Raw genomic sequence first — 16,400 nt, 5'->3', positions numbered from 1 at the left:
TCCAGTTCATTTTTTGTCTTTATTGACCTTGATTCGTTACAATTATCTCAATTATAACATAAAAAGGGGAATTAGTAAAAGCAGGAAACATGAAAGTAAGGAGCTTGAAATGGGTTTCATTTTACCTTGTATAAGTATTTGAAGCCATCAGATGCAAGTGCTATAATAAAGTTAGAAAAGAGGTTTTTCTTGATTAAGGAGGACTAGCTATGCTTGATTTTGTGTTTCACCTATTTGGATGGAAATTCTACATACTGCTACAACTGCTTGGGCTCCTTTTCGTTAGATGATGATTTTGAAATATTTGCCTTTAGAATTGGAGAAAGGAGGCTCTCTATGTTTCAACTAGCTATCGCGATTCGTATCTTGATATTTGCTGTTTTTGTTGCCTGTGTTTACGGTGGCAATCTAGTATTTGTTCGGCTGGAACAACGAAAAACAGCTGTACACTGGAAAATTCTCTTTGTAACACTGTATTCTATTTTCCTCCTTCTTGTAACCTATGTGGTCTGGCTTGTATTTTACTTTGGTTTGAATGCTTAAGTTCTTGTCCTGCCTGTTTGGTAGGGCATTTTTGTTTCAAAACAAAGAAAATTCCCATGCGCCTTCTTTTGTAGTATAATAGTAAACAGACAAAAAGATAGGAATGTGTTATGAAAGTATTAGCATTTGATACGTCCAGCAAGGCTCTTTCTCTTGCTATTTTAGAGGACAAGCAGCTTCTTGCCGAGACGACAATCAATATCAAAAAGAATCACAGTATTACTCTTATGCCAGCCATCGATTTTTTGATAGCTAGTCTAGATTTGACGCCCAAAGATTTGGATCGAATCGTTGTAGCAGAGGGGCCAGGTAGCTACACAGGTTTGCGAATTGCGGTAGCAACTGCCAAAACCTTGGCTCATACTCTGAACATCGAGTTAGTGGGCATGTCAAGTCTTTTAGCTCTGGTGCCGAGCCAACAGGAAGGTTTGGTTGTTCCTTTGATGGATGCGCGACGTAACAATGTTTATGCAGGATTTTATGAAGATGCCCAACCTGTCTTTCCAGAGGCTCATCTATCCTTTGCAGAAGTTTTGGAGCAAGTCAAAGATGCTGAACGGGTAACCTTTGTCGGTGAAGTGGGAGCCTTTGTGGAGCAGATTCAAGAACAACTGCCACAAGCCAACTACCAAGAAACTTTGCCAAATGCAGCTAATCTGGCTCTATGGGCTTGGGACAAGGAAGCAGACTCCTTACACGACTTTGTGCCGAATTACCTCAAGCGTGTCGAGGCTGAGGAAAACTGGCTCAAGAATCACACTGAGTCTGGCGAGTCTTACATTAAACGCCTATGATAGAAATCAAACGAATCCAACAGCAACCTGACTTGGCTCAATCCATCTATGCTGTCATGGTAGATGTATACCCAGTCAGTCCTTGGACTCTGGAACAAATCCAAGCAGACCTGTCCCAAGACCAGACCTGGTATGCTCTAGCTTATGATGGGGAAGAAGTGATTGGCTTTCTAGCTGTGCAGGAGAATCTATTTGAAGCAGAAGTCCTGCAAATTGCTGTCAAAAAAGCCTATCAAGGTCAGGGAATCGCGTCAGCCTTGTTTGCAACATTGCCGACAGACAAGGAGATTTTCCTCGAAGTTAGGAAGTCAAATCATCGAGCGCAAGCATTTTACAAGAAAGAAAAGATGGCGGTCATCGCTGAGCGCAAGGCCTACTACCATGACCCAGTCGAGGACGCCATCATCATGAAGAGAGAAATAGATGAAGGATAGATATATTTTAGCATTTGAGACATCCTGTGATGAGACTAGTGTTGCCGTCTTGAAAAACGATGACGAGCTCTTATCCAATGTCATTGCTAGTCAAATTGAGAGTCACAAACGTTTTGGTGGCGTAGTGCCAGAAGTAGCCAGTCGTCACCACGTCGAGGTCATTACAGCCTGTATCGAGGAGGCGCTGGCAGAAGCAGGGATTACAGAAGAAGATGTAACAGCTGTTGCGGTTACTTATGGACCAGGCTTGGTCGGAGCCTTGCTTGTTGGTTTGTCAGCTGCCAAGGCCTTTGCTTGGGCACATGGACTTCCGCTTATCCCCGTGAACCACATGGCTGGCCACCTTATGGCGGCTCAAAGTGTGGAGCCTTTGGAATTCCCCTTACTAGCTCTATTAGTCAGTGGTGGACACACAGAGTTGGTCTATGTTTCTGAGGCTGGTGATTATAAGATTGTTGGTGAAACTCGTGATGATGCGGTTGGTGAAGCCTATGACAAGGTCGGTCGTGTCATGGGCTTGACCTATCCAGCAGGTCGGGAGATTGACGAGTTGGCTCATCAAGGTCAGGATGTGTATGACTTCCCTCGTGCCATGATTAAGGAAGACAATCTGGAGTTTTCATTCTCAGGTTTGAAGTCTGCCTTTATCAATCTTCACCACAATGCTGAGCAAAAGGGAGAAAGCTTGTCCAAGGAAGACCTGTCAGCTTCCTTCCAAGCAGCAGTCATGGATATTCTCATGGCTAAAACCAAGAAAGCCTTAGAAAAATACCCTGTTAAAACCCTGGTTGTGGCTGGTGGTGTAGCTGCAAATAAAGGTCTTAGAGAACGTCTAGCAGCCGAAATTACCGATGTCAAAGTTATCATTCCACCTCTGCGACTTTGCGGAGACAATGCGGGAATGATTGCTTATGCTAGCGTTAGCGAGTGGAACAAAGAAAACTTTGCAGGCTTGGAGTTAAATGCCAAACCTAGCCTCGCTTTTGATACTATAGAATGAAAAGTCAGCTTGAAGCTGGCTTTTTTGCTAAAATATTTTATAATATGTTAAAAAAGTAAAAATTTTTTACGAATAGAATAGTAAAGAGTATCTTAAAAAGGGAGTTTGCTCATGATTGAAAAACAGGAATTAGGAGAATTTTACAAGGAATTGCGACTGGCGAGAAAGCTTAAGCAGTCAGATGTGGCTTGTGCTGGACTAACAGCCTCTCAGCTATCCAAGTTCGAACTGGGGCAGTCCATGCTGTCTGCGGATAAGTTGATCCTAGCTATCCAAGGGATCAATGTGACCTTTGATGAGTTTGGGCACAAGCTCAACAACTACCAAGAATCTCCACATATGCGATTTGGTAGAAGGATTGTGGATCGCTTTGCCCATCAAGATATAGCTGGCTTAGAGCAATTGTTGAAAGAAATTGAGCAAGAACAGATGGCGCAGACCTATCGTCGTTTGAACTCTATTGTGATTAAAGATGCTATCCATTCACTGGATAAAAGCTACCCACTAGCAGAGGAGGATAGTGAGTTTTTAACCACCTATCTCTATGCTATCGAGTCTTGGACCTGGTTTGAACTCTATATCTTTTGCAATACCATGCCTTTCTTGAGCAATCAAGATTTGATCTTTTTATCCACCTCTTTACTCGAAAAATCCAAGGAATTTAAAGAATTGGCACACAATAGACTGTATATGAAAAGTTGCTTTCTAAATATCATCTCAGAGCTCATGGAGCGTAAGCTTTTCTCCTACATCCCAATATTTGAAGCCGAGTTGGAGAGCATACTTCGCCCGTACGATGTTTTTGAGAAATTACTGTGGCAGTTTTTAAAGAAAATGAGTGTTTTCCTTCAGACCAAGGGAAGCAATCAAAAAGAGATTGAACACTTTATCCAATCTCTGAAAATATTAGAAAATCCACAATTAACAGCTCTTTTTGAACTACGCTTACAGCAATACAAAGCACTTATCGATTAGTTAGAAATCGCAAATGTGAAATTCCTATCAGAAAAAATGTCAAATATGCGATTTTTTAAAATATGGAATTTTTCGTGTTATACTGTCTTCATTCCATAGTATAGGAGAAAATAGAATGAAAAAGATCATCTCACGCTACTACTTTTTTATAGCCATTCTACTTGTCATTGTTTACCAGTACTTCAGTGGTCTGGTTTTAAACAACGATTTTACTGCTGGTCTATCTAAATTTGGCTATTATTTTTCGGATATGATGTTGAAATTTCTTGTGGTTCTGCTTGCTCTTGTTGCCATGATTTGGTCAGGAAAATGGCAACAAATTAATAGTAGAAAATTTAAAGGGTCCTATCTTTTTTATTCCTTTTTAGCTTTTCTTGCTTTATTTATTTGGAATTTCATCAAATTTTTCCTATTCCCACCTACCCAAAATGGACTTGCTTACCAACTCGCTGCTCCAACATTTACAGGCGCTACAGCATTTTTGATGTATTTTTTCTATCCTGTGATTGCAGGTCCCATTTTTGAAGAGATGATTTATCGTGGATTGGTGATGACCGCTTTGGAAAAAGGGAAAAAATGGGGACTGGATGTGCTTGGTTCTGCTGCTTTATTTGGAATTCTGCATATTAGTGATTATGGTTGGGTCTTGACAGACTTTTTCGTATATATGGGTGGCGGTATCATATTTGCGGTCTTGTTTAGAGTGACAAAGTCTATTTATTGGCCTATTGGACTGCATATAGTCTATAACGGTATCGGGCATATACTTCCTTTGTTATTTTAGAGGATTTTGAGAATCATAAATCAAGTGAAGAGTCCTCATCGTGGTGCTTTTGCTTGGGCTGTAGAGCCAACAGGTGAGTGGTTAAGACGTCGTCGATAAAATAGTATAGGAAGTAATTAAATGAAGAAAATGAAAGAAATGAAATTTCATCTAGCAACTGGCTTGTTGCTTTTGACCTATTACCTCATTTTTAATGTCATACCAGACTTAGATTTTACTGTAGCTTTGTCTGATGAGATCTACTATGTGTTCCAGGTTTTATTAGTACTTATCCTGGGAACTGTATCTACAATTATTTTTGTCAAAAGTGAACATTGGAAAGAGTATGGTCGTTTCCAGTTTCGTTGGTCTTACCTAGGTGTTTTCTTTCTTTCTTTTTTCTTATTATTTGTGTGGGCAAATCTAGCAACTCGTATCTTTCCTCGTACGCAAAATGGAAGTACGGTAGTGGAAGTAGCCACTAGTTTGACAGGAATTAGCTATTTTATTACGCGTGTACTTTACGGTAGCCTTATCGCACCTGTAGCAGAAGAAATCGTGTGTCGTGGTTTTTTGATGACAAGCTTGTCTAAATTTAAAAACTACTATATTGATGTTCTTGTTTCTGCTGCCATATTTGGCGCTATGCATGTTTTACAGCATGGTTGGATAACGACAGATTTCATACTCTACTTTGTAATGGGCTTGATATTTTGCATGATGTTTCGCTGTACACGCTCTATTTATTGGACCATAGCTTTACATGCTTCATGGAATACCTTCTTGCTTATTGTTAGTTTATTGGTGTTTGGATTTTAGAAGGGTGATATATGAAAAAGATCATCTCACGTTACTACTTGTTTGTAGCTATTCTACTTATCATTGCGGACCAGTTCTTCATCCGTCTGGTTTTACACAGCGACTTGGCTGCTGGTCTATCTGATTTTAGCTATTACTTTTCGGATATGATGTTAAATTTTCTTGTAGTTTTGCTTGCTCTTATTGCCATGGTTTGGTCAGGGAAATGGCAACAAATCAACAGTAGAAAATTTAAAGGGTCCTATCTTTTCTATACTTTTTTAGCTTTTCTTGCTTTATTTATTTGGAATTTTATTAAATTTTTCCTATTCCCACCTACCCAAAATGCAATTTCTTATCAACTGGATCTTCCTACTTTTACAGGTCCTACTGCATTTTTGATGTATTTTTTCTATCCAGTGATTGCAGGTCCCATTTTTGAAGAGATGATCTATCGTGGATTGGTGATGACCACTTTGGAAAAAGGGAAGAAATGGGGACTGGATGTGCTCGGTTCGGCTACTTTATTTGGAATTCTGCATATCAGTAGTCATGGTTGGGTCTTGACAGACTTTTTCGTATATATGGGTAGTGGTCTAATAATGGCAGTCTTTTTTAGAGTGACAAAGTCTATTTATTGGCCTATTGGACTGCATATAGTTAATAATGCCATTGCTCAAATTCTACCTTTGTTATTTTAGTGGATTTTAAGAATCTTAAATCAAGGGATGAGTCCTCATCGTGGTGCTTCTGATTGGATAAAAGGGATTTAGGTAAGTTTAGCTGGAAGATGGTGTAACTAAAACTTAAAAGGATCAACGATGAAAAAGAAAGATAAGAAATTCTACTTGTCAACTGTTTTGATAATAGTCACCTATTACTTAATTTTTAATTGTGTAGCAAGGTTAGAATTTGTTGACCAATTATCAGATTTTGGATTTTATGGCTTACAAATTTTATTGATAGCTCTTGAGGGGATTGCTGCTACAGTGGTTCTTGTAAAGAGTCAAGGTTGGAAAGAATGCGGTCGCTTCCAGTTCCGTTGGGCTTATCTGGGTGTCTTCTTTCTTTTCTTTATACTGATGTTTGTGTGGGTAAATTTAACGACTCTGATTTTTCCTAGCACGCAAAATGGGAGCGAAATGATGAAAGAAGCTGCTAATTTGACAGGAATTAGTTACTTTATTATGCGCATTCTCTATGGCAGTCTCATTGCTCCTATCGTTGAAGAGTTGGTTTTTCGTGGGCTTCTGATGACGGCATTGTCCAAATTTAAAAAGTATTATGTTGATGTCGTCGTTTCCTCCACACTCTTTAGTCTTATCCATGTTTTACAGTATGGCTGGGTGTTAACAGATTTCATAGTTTATGCAGGAGCAGGTCTCTTGTTCGGTATGCTATTTCGTTATACTCGTTCAGTTTATTGGCCAATGGCTCTTCATATCGTGTGGAATACATTTTTAATCGTTGTTAGTTTATTGGTATTTGGGTATTAAATCTAAAATAGTTTATAAGTTGCATCATGAGACTGGCCTCCCAGTCTTTTTCTGTTCTTGTCAATCAGCAGACTTTTTTCTATTTTACGAATATGTTATAATAATGTTTGCTGTGACTGTTTGGAAAGTAGTTACTGAAGGAATGATTAGTGAGGAAGTCTATGAAAGAAAAAGGATTTTGGGAGGGTGTGCAGGCTGCGGTACCGACGGCCCTGGGCTATGTTAGCATCGGTCTTGCCTGTGGCATTATCGGTGCGCCCTACGTAACACCTGTCGAGATGGGTTTGATGAGTCTCTTTGTTTATGCTGGGAGTGCTCAGTTTGCCATGATAGCTTTGATTGCAGTTCAAGCTCCAGTAGCTGCTATTGCCATGACGGTCTTTTTGATTAATCTGCGCCTCTTATTGCTAAGTTTGCATGCGTCGACTTATTTCCGTCATACCAGTCTTTGGGAAAACATCGGCATGTCCAGTCTTTTGACCGATGAGACCTATGGCGTTTTGATGGGCGAGTTGGTGCATACGGATAAGGTTAACCCCATGTGGATGCACGGGAACAACCTTAACAGCTATGTAGCTTGGTTTGTCGGAACTGTTGTCGGAACTGCTCTAGGTGGACTTCTACCAAATCCAGAAATTTTTGGCTTAGATTTTGCCCTAGTGGGGATGTTTATTGGGATTTTTACTTCCCAGTTTCAGATTATGCAAAAACGGATTCCTTTGCGCAATCTCTTCATAATTTTAGCAGTTGTAGCTGTATCTTTCTTTTTGCTCTTGACGGTGGTGTCTCAGTCATTAGCTGTCTTGTTTGCGACCTTGCTAGGTTGTACCATGGGGGTGGTCTTGGATGGTCAGTAAGTATATTTTAATGGCAATCGTCTTTTCTGGTTTGGTGACCTGGATTCCAAGAATGATTCCTTTTATCCTAGCCAAGTACAAGGGTTTGCCACCTATTGTCGAGCGTTTTTTGAAATTTCTACCAGTTTCTATTATCTTTGCCTTGATTCTTTCAAGTGTTATGACAGGAAAAGTTGGAAGTTTCCCGCAGATAAAGTGGTTAGACTTTTTAGCAGTATTTCCAACGGCTTTTGTAGCCTTTCGCTATCGCAATCTGGTAGGGACTGTTCTCTTTGGGGTGGTCTTGATAGCAGTCCTACGTTTGGTCTTTTAATCAGCCATAAAGAAAACCTATCACAAATATAGAAATCATATAATAGCGTAATTCCTTTTTTTCTGTTAAGATAAGATTGTATTCTATTTTGGAGGAAATATCATGAAAAAAATCGTTAAGTATTCATCACTTGCTGCCCTAGGGCTTGTAGCCGCAGGTGTATTGGCAGCTTGCTCAGGTGGTGAAAAGAAAGAGGCAGCATCTGGTGAAGCAACATCTGGTAAGAAAGAAATCGTTGTAGCAACTAATGGATCACCAAAACCATTTATCTATGAAGAAAATGGTGAATTGACAGGTTACGAGATTGAACTTGTTCGTGCTATCTTTAAAGACTCAGACAAGTATACTGTCAAGTTTGAAAAGACAGAGTGGTCAGGGATTTTCCCAGGACTTGATAGCGATCGTTACCAAATGGCTGTTAACAACCTTAGTTATACCAAAGAACGTGCAGAGAAATACCTCTACGCAGCGCCAACTGCTAAAAATCCTAACGTTCTCGTAGTTAAGAAAGATGATAACAGTATCAAGTCGCTTGATGATATTGGTGGAAAATCTACTGAAGTCGTTCAAGGAACAACATCAGCTAAACAATTGGAAGCATACAACACAGAACATGCGGACAATCCAACTGTCCTTAACTACACAAAAGCTGACTTCCAACAAATCATGGGACGTTTGAGCGACGGACAATTCGACTACAAGATTTTTGATAAAATCGGTGTAGAAACAGTTATTAAAAACCAAGGTTTGGATAACTTGAAAGTCATCGAACTTCCAAGCGACCAACAACCTTACGTTTACCCACTTCTTGCAAAAGGTCAAGATGAATTGAAATCATTTGTTGACAAACGCATCCAAGAACTATACAAAGACGGAACTCTTGAAAAATTATCTCAACAATTCTTTGGTGGTTCTTACCTTCCAGCAGAAGCTGATATCAAATAAGTTTGTAAATCATCCATTCTCTCGTAGGTGGATGATTTTGTCCTCTTTGACTATATAGTTTTAAACTATAAGTCTACCTATATTAAAACAATTTGCTAAATCAAATAAAGTATGAGATACTATTACGATATTATTTTTAAAGGAGAACGAATCATGAAAATCAAAAAATGGTTAGGCGTAGCAGCTATCGCTACAGTAGCAGGCCTTGCACTTGCAGCTTGCGGAAATTCAGACAAGAAAGCAGACAATGCAACTACAGTTAAAATTGCGACTGTTAACCGTAGCGGTTCAGAAGAAGCACGCTGGGACAAAGTTCAAGAATTGGTTGAAAAAGACGGAATTAAATTGGAATTCACAGAGTTTACAGACTACTCACAACCAAACAAAGCAACTGCTGATGGTGAAGTAGACTTGAACGCTTTCCAACACTATAACTTCTTGAACAACTGGAACAAAGAAAACGGTAAAGATCTTGTAGCGATTGCAGATACTTATATCTCACCAATCCGCCTTTACTCAGGTAAAAACGGAGAAGAAAACAAGTACACTAAAGTGGAAGAAATCCCAGCAAACGGAGAAATCGCTGTACCTAACGATGCTACTAACGAAAGTCGTGCTCTTTACCTTCTTCAATCAGCTGGTTTGATCAAATTGGACGTTTCAGGAACTGCGCTTGCGACAATCGCAAACATCACAGAAAATCCAAAGAACTTGAAAATCACTGAATTAGACGCAAGCCAAACAGCTCGTTCATTGTCATCCGTTGATGCGGCTGTTGTCAACAACACTTTTGTTACAGAAGCAAAATTGGACTACAAGAAAGCACTCTTTAAAGAGCAAGCTGACGAAAACTCAAAACAATGGTACAACATCATCGTTGCGAAAAAAGATTGGGAATCATCACCTAAAGCTGATGCAATCAAGAAAATTATCGCAGCTTACCACACTGATGAAGTGAAAAAAGTTATCGAAGAAACTTCAGACGGCTTGGATCAACCAGTTTGGTAATAAACACAGGGAGGTGGGAGAGATTTTTCCACCTCTTGCTTTTATATAGAGACTAAAGAAAAGGAATATCCACTTGTATTGATTCCAAAGGTACAAGTCCTAGTAGAAAGGTAGAGAGAAAATGGTTTTCCCTAGCCAAGAAGAACAAATTGAAAAGTTTGAAAAGGATCATGTAGCGCAACATTACTTTGAAGTTTTGCGTACCCTGATTTCTAAAAAATCAGTCTTTGCCCAACAAGTCGGCCTTAAAGAGGTGGCTCGTTATCTAGGCGAGATTTTCAAGCGTGTAGGTGCAGAGGTCGAGATTGATGAGAGTTATACGGCACCCTTTGTCATGGCGCATTTTAAAAGTTCACGCCCAAATGCCAAGACTATCATTTTCTACAACCACTATGACACAGTACCTGCGGATGGCGACCAAGTCTGGACAGAGGATCCATTTACGCTTTCTGTGCGTGATGGCATCATGTATGGACGCGGGGTTGATGATGATAAGGGGCATATCACTGCCCGCTTGAGTGCTCTTAGAAAATACATGCAGCATCATGATGATCTACCAGTCAATATCAGTTTCATCATGGAAGGAGCTGAAGAGTCTGCCTCTATGGACTTGGACAAATATTTAGAAAAACATGCGGACAAGCTTCGTGGTGCAGATTTATTGGTCTGGGAACAAGGGACCAAAAATGCCTTGGAACAGCTAGAAATCTCTGGTGGGAACAAAGGAATTGTGACTTTTGATGCCAAGGTCAAGAGTGCCGATGTGGATATCCACTCTAGCTATGGCGGAATTGTAGAGTCAGCGCCTTGGTATCTGATTCAAGCCTTGACCAGTCTTCGCGCTGCTGATGGCCGTATTTTAGTTGAGGGCTTGTACGATGAGGTTCAAGAGCCTAACGAACGAGAGTTAGCCTTGGTTGAAACCTATGCCCAACGCAATCCAGAGGAAATCAGCCAGATTTATGGCTTGGAATTGCCACTTTTACAAGAGGAACGTACAGCCTTTCTCAAACGTTTCTTCTTTGAGCCAGCCCTCAATATCGAGGGTATCCAGTCAGGTTATCAAGGGCAAGGTGTTAAAACGATTCTACCAGCAGAGGCTAGTGCCAAGCTAGAAGTTCGTTTGGTTCCTGGCTTGGACCCGCATGATGTTTTGGATAAAATCCGGAAACAACTAGACAAAAACGGCTTTGATAAGGTAGAATTATACTATACCTTGGGTGAGATGAGTTATCGAAGCGATATGAGTGCACCATCTATTCTCAATGTTATTGAGTTGGCCAAGAAATTCTATCCCCAGGGCGTATCTGTCTTGCCAACAACTGCAGGGACAGGACCTATGCATACGGTCTTTGATGCCTTAGAAGTACCTATGGTTGCCTTTGGTCTAGGAAATGCTAATAGCCGAGACCATGGTGGAGACGAGAATGTACGAATCGCAGATTATTACACCCATATTGAATTAGTAGAGGAGCTGATTAGAAGCTATGAGTAGAGATATTATCAAGTTAGATCAGATCGATGTGACTTTTCACCAAAAGAAAAGAACCATCACAGCGGTCAAGGATGTGACTATTCACATCCAAGAAGGGGATATCTACGGAATCGTTGGATATTCTGGAGCAGGGAAATCAACCCTAGTTCGTGTTATTAACCTCTTACAAAAGCCATCTGCAGGCAAAATTACCATTGACGACGATGTGATTTTTGATGGCAAGGTTACCTTAACTGCGGAGCAATTACGTCATAAACGTCAAGATATTGGGATGATTTTCCAACACTTTAACCTGATGAGCCAGAAAACAGCAGAGGAGAACGTAGCCTTTGCCCTCAAACACTCTGGGCTCAGCAAGGAAGAAAAGAAGGCTAAAGTAGCTAAGTTGTTAGATTTGGTTGGTCTTGCAGATCGTGCCGAAAACTATCCTTCACAATTATCTGGAGGTCAAAAACAACGTGTGGCTATTGCGCGTGCCTTGGCCAATGATCCAAAAATCTTGATTTCAGACGAGTCAACTTCAGCTCTTGATCCAAAGACAACGAAACAAATCTTGTCACTCTTGCAAGAACTGAACCGTAAACTAGGTTTGACCATTGTCTTGATTACACATGAGATGCAGATTGTCAAAGACATTGCTAACCGTGTGGCAGTGATGCAGGATGGCCGCTTGATTGAAGAAGGTAGCGTTCTTGAAATCTTCTCTGATCCTAAGCAACCATTGACTCAGGACTTTATCTCAACTGCGACAGGTATCGATGAAGCTATGGTTAAGATTGAGAAACAAGAAATTGTAGAGCACTTATCTGAAAATAGCATTTTGGTACAACTTAAGTATGCAGGCGCTTCTACAGATGAGCCGCTTTTGAATGAATTGTACAAGCACTACCAAGTAACAGCCAATATTCTCTATGGAAACATTGAAATTTTGGACGGCACTCCTGTGGGTGAACTTGTGGTTGTCTTGTCAGGGGAAAAAGAAGCCTTGGCAAGAGCTCAAGATGCTATCCGTCAGGCTGGTGTGCAACTAAAAGTATTGAAGGGAGGACAGTAAGATGGCAGAATTGATTAAAGCATACTTACCAAACGTCTACAAGATGGGTTGGTCTGGTCAAGCTGGCTGGGGCACAGCAATCTACTTGACCCTTTATATGACGGTTCTTTCCTTCATCATCGGAGGTTTCCTAGGGCTGGTTGCAGGGCTTTTCCTTGTCTTGACTGCACCGGGTGGTGTCTTGGAAAATAAAGTTGTTTTCTGGATTTTAGACAAGATTACCTCTATCTTCCGTGCGGTGCCATTTATCATTCTCTTGGCTGTCTTGTCACCCTTCTCTCATCTAATCGTAGGGACAAGTATCGGACCAAATGCGGCTATTGTACCCCTATCTTTTGCAGTCTTTGCCTTCTTTGCCCGTCAAGTACAGGTGGTATTGGCAGAGCTAGATGGCGGTGTCATCGAGGCAGCTCAAGCTAGCGGAGCTACTTTTTGGGACATCGTAGGTGTTTACCTATCAGAAGGTCTACCAGACTTGATTCGTGTGACAACTGTAACCTTGATTTCCCTTGTCGGTGAAACAGCTATGGCGGGAGCGGTCGGAGCAGGTGGTATCGGTAACGTAGCTATCGCTTATGGATTTAACCGTTTCAATCATGATGTGACAGTCCTTGCGACGCTTATCATTATCTTGATTATCTTTACAATTCAGTTCTTGGGAGACTTTTTGACCAAGAAATTAAGTCATAAATAAAAAAAAAGAGCCAGCTAGCTCTCAGATTGAAGAAAAAGTCAATTTTGGACAATTTTCTTCAATCTTTTTCTTTTACTAGAGAAAATAAAAAAACTCTTAAAAATAGCATGTATCAGCATTTCTAAGAGTTTTCATTATACGGTAGTCCAACCTTTATAGGGGCAATTTTTTAATTACAGATAGAGTTTGTCTGCGTTCTGAGAGATGGCTGGCTTTTTTCTATCACATTTTATCTGCGAATTTCTTACTAAGCGCTTGTCCAATAAGGGCACCAAGTAGAGCACCAATGAGGACACTTGCTACAAAGAGAAGGATAGTACCAGGATTAGGAGCGACCATGATGCGATCAATATAGTCCTGAGATTTTCCACGAGCAACTAGGGTTGCTATGTAAGCTTGAGGTGTCAACCACATGAGTAGGATGGGACCAGTAGTACCAAAAGCAAAAACTAGGAAGGAAAGAAGGTTCTTGACCTTATCTTTGTAGTGGCCAAGATGAGCAATGCCATCTGCCACAAGTCCACAGATGATTCCTGGCAGGAAGGCTCCAGCTCCATGCTTGCTCCCGAGGAAAAATAGAGAAATTACAAGTCCAATCGTAGTAATCGCTCCAAAACGAGGCACTTTTTCTAAAAGGATCATATAGACGCTACCGCCCACAAGAGCAGAAAAGGCAGGGGCGTAAAACATATTTCCAGTGTGGTCGACAAGGTTTCCTAGTAGAACCCCTACTCCGATGCAGAGAAAGTAGACAAGGGCAGCTACAAGGGTCGTCAAGATATTCTTTTTCATAAATTCTCCTTCGTATATCTGATGTTTTTCATTGTACCATGCTTATGGCAGATTGTAAATGCTGGTTTGGAACTAGTATTTATTAGGAAATGTGGTAAAATAGGAAAAAATAAAAGACGAGTGGTAAGAGGATGAAGAATTTAGGAAAAGTTTTTAAAGAGTTACGAGAATCAAGAAAAATTTCCTTGAGAAAAGCAACAGGTGGACGCTTTTCAGCATCCTTATTGTCGCGTTTTGAAAATGGTCAGAGTGAAATATCTGCTCCAAAGTTAATCACAGCTTTGGAGAATATTCATGCGAGTATGGAAGAATTGTTATTTTTGGCGAGAGGTTTTCATCAGGATGCCTATTCTGAATTTAGAAACAGAATAGTTGAGGCTATTGACCCTCAAGATTTGACATCCTTGCGCACTCTCTACCAGAGAGAGTATCAACAACTTCCTTTTTCAAAAGATAGACAGCAACACATTCTCAATGCTATTTTAATAAAATCCTATATGAAAGCCATTGATGAGACGGTTACATTGACCGCTGAGGAAGTAAGAGTCCTACATGATTATCTATTTTCTGTCGAAATTTGGGGGCACTATGAACTGTTGTTCTTTTCTTCTTGCTCTCCTCTTTTGTCGATCCAGCTTTTTACAAAGTACACTCGAGAAATGTTGCGGAAGTCAGATTTCTTGCAAGGAGTTGGGAAAAATCGAAATATGATGCATACCTTGCTCCTCAATGCTTTTATGGCCTGTATTGAAATTGATGATTTTACCAATGCCCTCTATTTTAAAAAACAAATTGAAAAGAACTTCTTTGAAGAAAATGAAACCTATTTTCGAATAGTCTACCTATGGGCAGAAGGTTTGCTTGATAGTAAGCAAGGAAGAGCAGAGGAAGGGCAGAGAAAGATGGAGGACGCTATTCGTATTTTTGAGATGATTGGTTGTAGCAGATCTGCTGACTATTATAGAAGAGCCATGGAGTGTTGAATATCTGCAACTAGATAAAATAACTTGAAACGATAGGACTATGAAGATACTTATTAGCATTAGACAAATTCTAGCGTTTTCGTTATTCGTTTAATCTGTTGCATATATTCAAAAAATATTCTCAAGGGCTTCTTGATGCTATACTAGAGCTACCATAAAAGTAGAATGTGAGAAAGAAAGGAATCTATATGAAACTATTACTAAGAAATCAAGCATACAGAGTTTTGAGTTTATCACGATTTTTCAATGCTTTTGGAGCTTCCATTTTTAATTTAGTATTTGTGGTCTATGCCTCGACTTTGCCAGAGGCTTCTGTTGCAGTTGCTATGGCGAATGTTGTGATGATGCTTCCAACTCTTTTTACAGTTTTTGTGGGAATTCGAGCAGATTATACCAAGGACAAGGTCAAATGGATGACCTATGTCGGCTTATTTCAGGCGGTTTTATTTTTTCTAGCAGCCCTAGTTGTTCAGCAAGCTAGTTTCTTTGCCTTTTCGACCCTTTGCCTCATCAATGTCCTTAGTGATGTAGCCAGTGATTTTGCTGGTGGCTTGCGAATGCCTCTCGTTAAAGAAAAGGTAGCAGAGTCAGATCTGATGGAGGCCTATTCCTTTTCTCAGTTTATTACCTATATCTCTGCGATTGGCGGCCAAGCTTTTGGAGTTTGGCTATTAGGGGTGTCAACACAGAACTTTTCGCTCGTAGCGGGAATCAATGCCATATTTTTCCTAGTGTCAGCTCTCATTCTCTTTTTAGGAAGGGCTGAATTAAGCTTATCAACTCCACTTGTTGATAGTAAATCACTGAAAAATGAGAAACTTTCTATCAAAGATCAGTTTTTAACGATTTACCGAAACTTACGTCTCGTTTTTCTTAAAAGTGGACATAAAAACTTTGGTTTTATGCTCTTTGCTATCTTGCTTATCAATGCTTTGGGTGGTGCCTTAGGTGGTATCTATAACATCTTCCTTTTAAATCATTCCTTACTGAATTTTTCCTACAAGGATGCATTGTTTATCTTACAATTGATTACCTTATTAGCAGTTATCATCAGTAGCCTTACTGGAAATGATTATTTTGGGAAGCAATCTCTGCCTAGATTGATGATGTGGGTTACATTAGGAGCCAGTCTAGTTGGTCTATCTAATTTGTTAAACCAAGTCTTGCTCGGGATGCTTTTCGTCTTTTTTACCATGTATGTTTCTGGGAAAATTTCTCCAAAAATTAGTGCTCTGCTCATGAAAAATCTTGCTCCAGAGGTTCTCTCTCGTACCAGTAATTTTTTAGGTTTGTTGTTTACTCTATCTATACCAGTGGGGACGGCTTGTTTTTCACTGGTGGCAGTATGGGATATACAGTTAACATGGGCTCTGTTTGTTGGGCTTTCCTTGCTTGCGATTCTCCTAGCTAGTCTTAACCTCAAAAATGAAATTTAGGTGTTAGTCTTCTTTTCACA

The 16,400-nt window shown here is 40.1% G+C and carries 19 protein-coding genes; 18 read left to right on the top strand and 1 reads right to left on the bottom strand.

Translation table 11 applies throughout. The features are described from left to right. Positions 1–336: 336 nt before the first annotated feature. The 16 genes from AAFQ93_RS01515 (at position 337) to AAFQ93_RS01440 (ending at position 13,169) form a co-directional block, all read left to right on the top strand. Positions 337–543: a hypothetical protein gene (locus AAFQ93_RS01515; protein ID WP_375555431.1), complete on the top strand. Its 207-nt coding sequence runs from the start codon at positions 337–339 to the stop codon at positions 541–543. Positions 544–653: 110 nt separating this feature from the next. After that, positions 654–1,337, top strand: coding sequence for a tRNA (adenosine(37)-N6)-threonylcarbamoyltransferase complex dimerization subunit type 1 TsaB (gene tsaB, locus AAFQ93_RS01510; RefSeq protein WP_375555430.1), 684 nt, complete (start codon positions 654–656; stop codon positions 1,335–1,337). After that, positions 1,334–1,771 carry a ribosomal protein S18-alanine N-acetyltransferase gene (rimI, locus tag AAFQ93_RS01505; protein WP_375555429.1) on the top strand — a complete coding sequence of 146 codons (438 nt, stop codon included), beginning with the start codon at positions 1,334–1,336 and terminating at the stop codon, positions 1,769–1,771. Before tsaB ends, rimI begins: the two co-directional genes overlap by 4 nt. After that, entirely contained in the window at positions 1,761–2,771 is a 1,011-nt protein-coding gene (gene tsaD, locus AAFQ93_RS01500) for a tRNA (adenosine(37)-N6)-threonylcarbamoyltransferase complex transferase subunit TsaD (protein WP_375555428.1), read from the top strand. Before rimI ends, tsaD begins: the two co-directional genes overlap by 11 nt. Before the next feature lie 111 nt (positions 2,772–2,882). Further along, on the top strand, positions 2,883–3,746 hold the full coding sequence (locus tag AAFQ93_RS01495) for an XRE/MutR family transcriptional regulator (protein ID WP_049526387.1): 864 nt from the start codon (positions 2,883–2,885) through the stop codon (positions 3,744–3,746). A 115-nt stretch (positions 3,747–3,861) separates the two neighbouring features. Continuing rightward, positions 3,862–4,530 (top strand): lysostaphin resistance A-like protein, encoded by a 669-nt coding sequence (locus AAFQ93_RS01490; protein ID WP_375555427.1) that lies wholly within the window; start codon positions 3,862–3,864, stop codon positions 4,528–4,530. Between the two features lie 120 nt (positions 4,531–4,650). Beyond that, positions 4,651–5,328, top strand: coding sequence for a lysostaphin resistance A-like protein (locus AAFQ93_RS01485; protein WP_375555426.1), 678 nt, complete (start codon positions 4,651–4,653; stop codon positions 5,326–5,328). An 11-nt stretch (positions 5,329–5,339) separates the two neighbouring features. Continuing rightward, positions 5,340–6,008, top strand: a complete 669-nt coding sequence (locus AAFQ93_RS01480) for a lysostaphin resistance A-like protein (protein ID WP_375555425.1) — start codon at positions 5,340–5,342, stop codon at positions 6,006–6,008. A gap of 120 nt (positions 6,009–6,128) precedes the next feature. Then, positions 6,129–6,803: a lysostaphin resistance A-like protein gene (locus AAFQ93_RS01475; RefSeq protein WP_375555424.1), complete on the top strand. Its 675-nt coding sequence runs from the start codon at positions 6,129–6,131 to the stop codon at positions 6,801–6,803. Positions 6,804–6,964: 161 nt separating this feature from the next. Beyond that, complete coding sequence (locus tag AAFQ93_RS01470) at positions 6,965–7,660, top strand: AzlC family ABC transporter permease (protein WP_223140317.1); 696 nt, start codon at positions 6,965–6,967, stop codon at positions 7,658–7,660. Beyond that, positions 7,650–7,973: an AzlD domain-containing protein gene (locus AAFQ93_RS01465; RefSeq protein WP_223140316.1), complete on the top strand. Its 324-nt coding sequence runs from the start codon at positions 7,650–7,652 to the stop codon at positions 7,971–7,973. The genes AAFQ93_RS01470 and AAFQ93_RS01465 overlap by 11 nt, the downstream gene beginning before the upstream one ends. 102 nt (positions 7,974–8,075) lie before the next feature. Further along, positions 8,076–8,918 carry an amino acid ABC transporter substrate-binding protein gene (locus AAFQ93_RS01460; protein ID WP_375555423.1) on the top strand — a complete coding sequence of 281 codons (843 nt, stop codon included), beginning with the start codon at positions 8,076–8,078 and terminating at the stop codon, positions 8,916–8,918. Between the two features lie 153 nt (positions 8,919–9,071). After that, a complete protein-coding gene (locus AAFQ93_RS01455; RefSeq protein ID WP_000694515.1) occupies positions 9,072–9,926 on the top strand; it encodes a MetQ/NlpA family ABC transporter substrate-binding protein in 855 nt (284 codons plus the stop codon). Between the two features lie 121 nt (positions 9,927–10,047). Beyond that, positions 10,048–11,421, top strand: a complete 1,374-nt coding sequence (locus tag AAFQ93_RS01450) for a M20/M25/M40 family metallo-hydrolase (RefSeq protein WP_000231835.1) — start codon at positions 10,048–10,050, stop codon at positions 11,419–11,421. Then, positions 11,414–12,475, top strand: a complete 1,062-nt coding sequence (locus AAFQ93_RS01445) for a methionine ABC transporter ATP-binding protein (RefSeq protein WP_223140314.1) — start codon at positions 11,414–11,416, stop codon at positions 12,473–12,475. Before AAFQ93_RS01450 ends, AAFQ93_RS01445 begins: the two co-directional genes overlap by 8 nt. 1 nt (position 12,476) lies before the next feature. Further along, on the top strand, positions 12,477–13,169 hold the full coding sequence (locus AAFQ93_RS01440) for a methionine ABC transporter permease (protein ID WP_004250431.1): 693 nt from the start codon (positions 12,477–12,479) through the stop codon (positions 13,167–13,169). A gap of 222 nt (positions 13,170–13,391) precedes the next feature. Here AAFQ93_RS01440 and AAFQ93_RS01435 read toward each other — a convergent pair whose 3' ends face one another. Then, a complete protein-coding gene (locus AAFQ93_RS01435; protein ID WP_223140312.1) occupies positions 13,392–13,961 on the bottom strand; it encodes an MptD family putative ECF transporter S component in 570 nt (189 codons plus the stop codon). A 131-nt stretch (positions 13,962–14,092) separates the two neighbouring features. On the opposite strand from AAFQ93_RS01435, the gene AAFQ93_RS01430 reads away from it, so the two are divergent. Together AAFQ93_RS01430 and AAFQ93_RS01425 are read left to right on the top strand one after the other, a co-directional pair. Then, the gene (locus tag AAFQ93_RS01430) at positions 14,093–14,944 is read left to right on the top strand and encodes an Rgg/GadR/MutR family transcriptional regulator (protein ID WP_223140311.1); all 852 of its coding nucleotides are present in this window, start codon (positions 14,093–14,095) and stop codon (positions 14,942–14,944) included. Positions 14,945–15,132: 188 nt separating this feature from the next. Further along, positions 15,133–16,380: a transporter gene (locus AAFQ93_RS01425; RefSeq protein WP_375555422.1), complete on the top strand. Its 1,248-nt coding sequence runs from the start codon at positions 15,133–15,135 to the stop codon at positions 16,378–16,380. The last annotated feature ends 20 nt before the right edge of the window (positions 16,381–16,400 follow it).

The organism is Streptococcus nidrosiense (assembly GCF_042140045.1).
In the GTDB taxonomy this organism is placed as follows: domain Bacteria; phylum Bacillota; class Bacilli; order Lactobacillales; family Streptococcaceae; genus Streptococcus; species Streptococcus nidrosiense.
The sequence above is the reverse complement of the archived record's forward strand: the minus strand, read 5'-3'. Positions and strand labels throughout refer to the sequence as shown.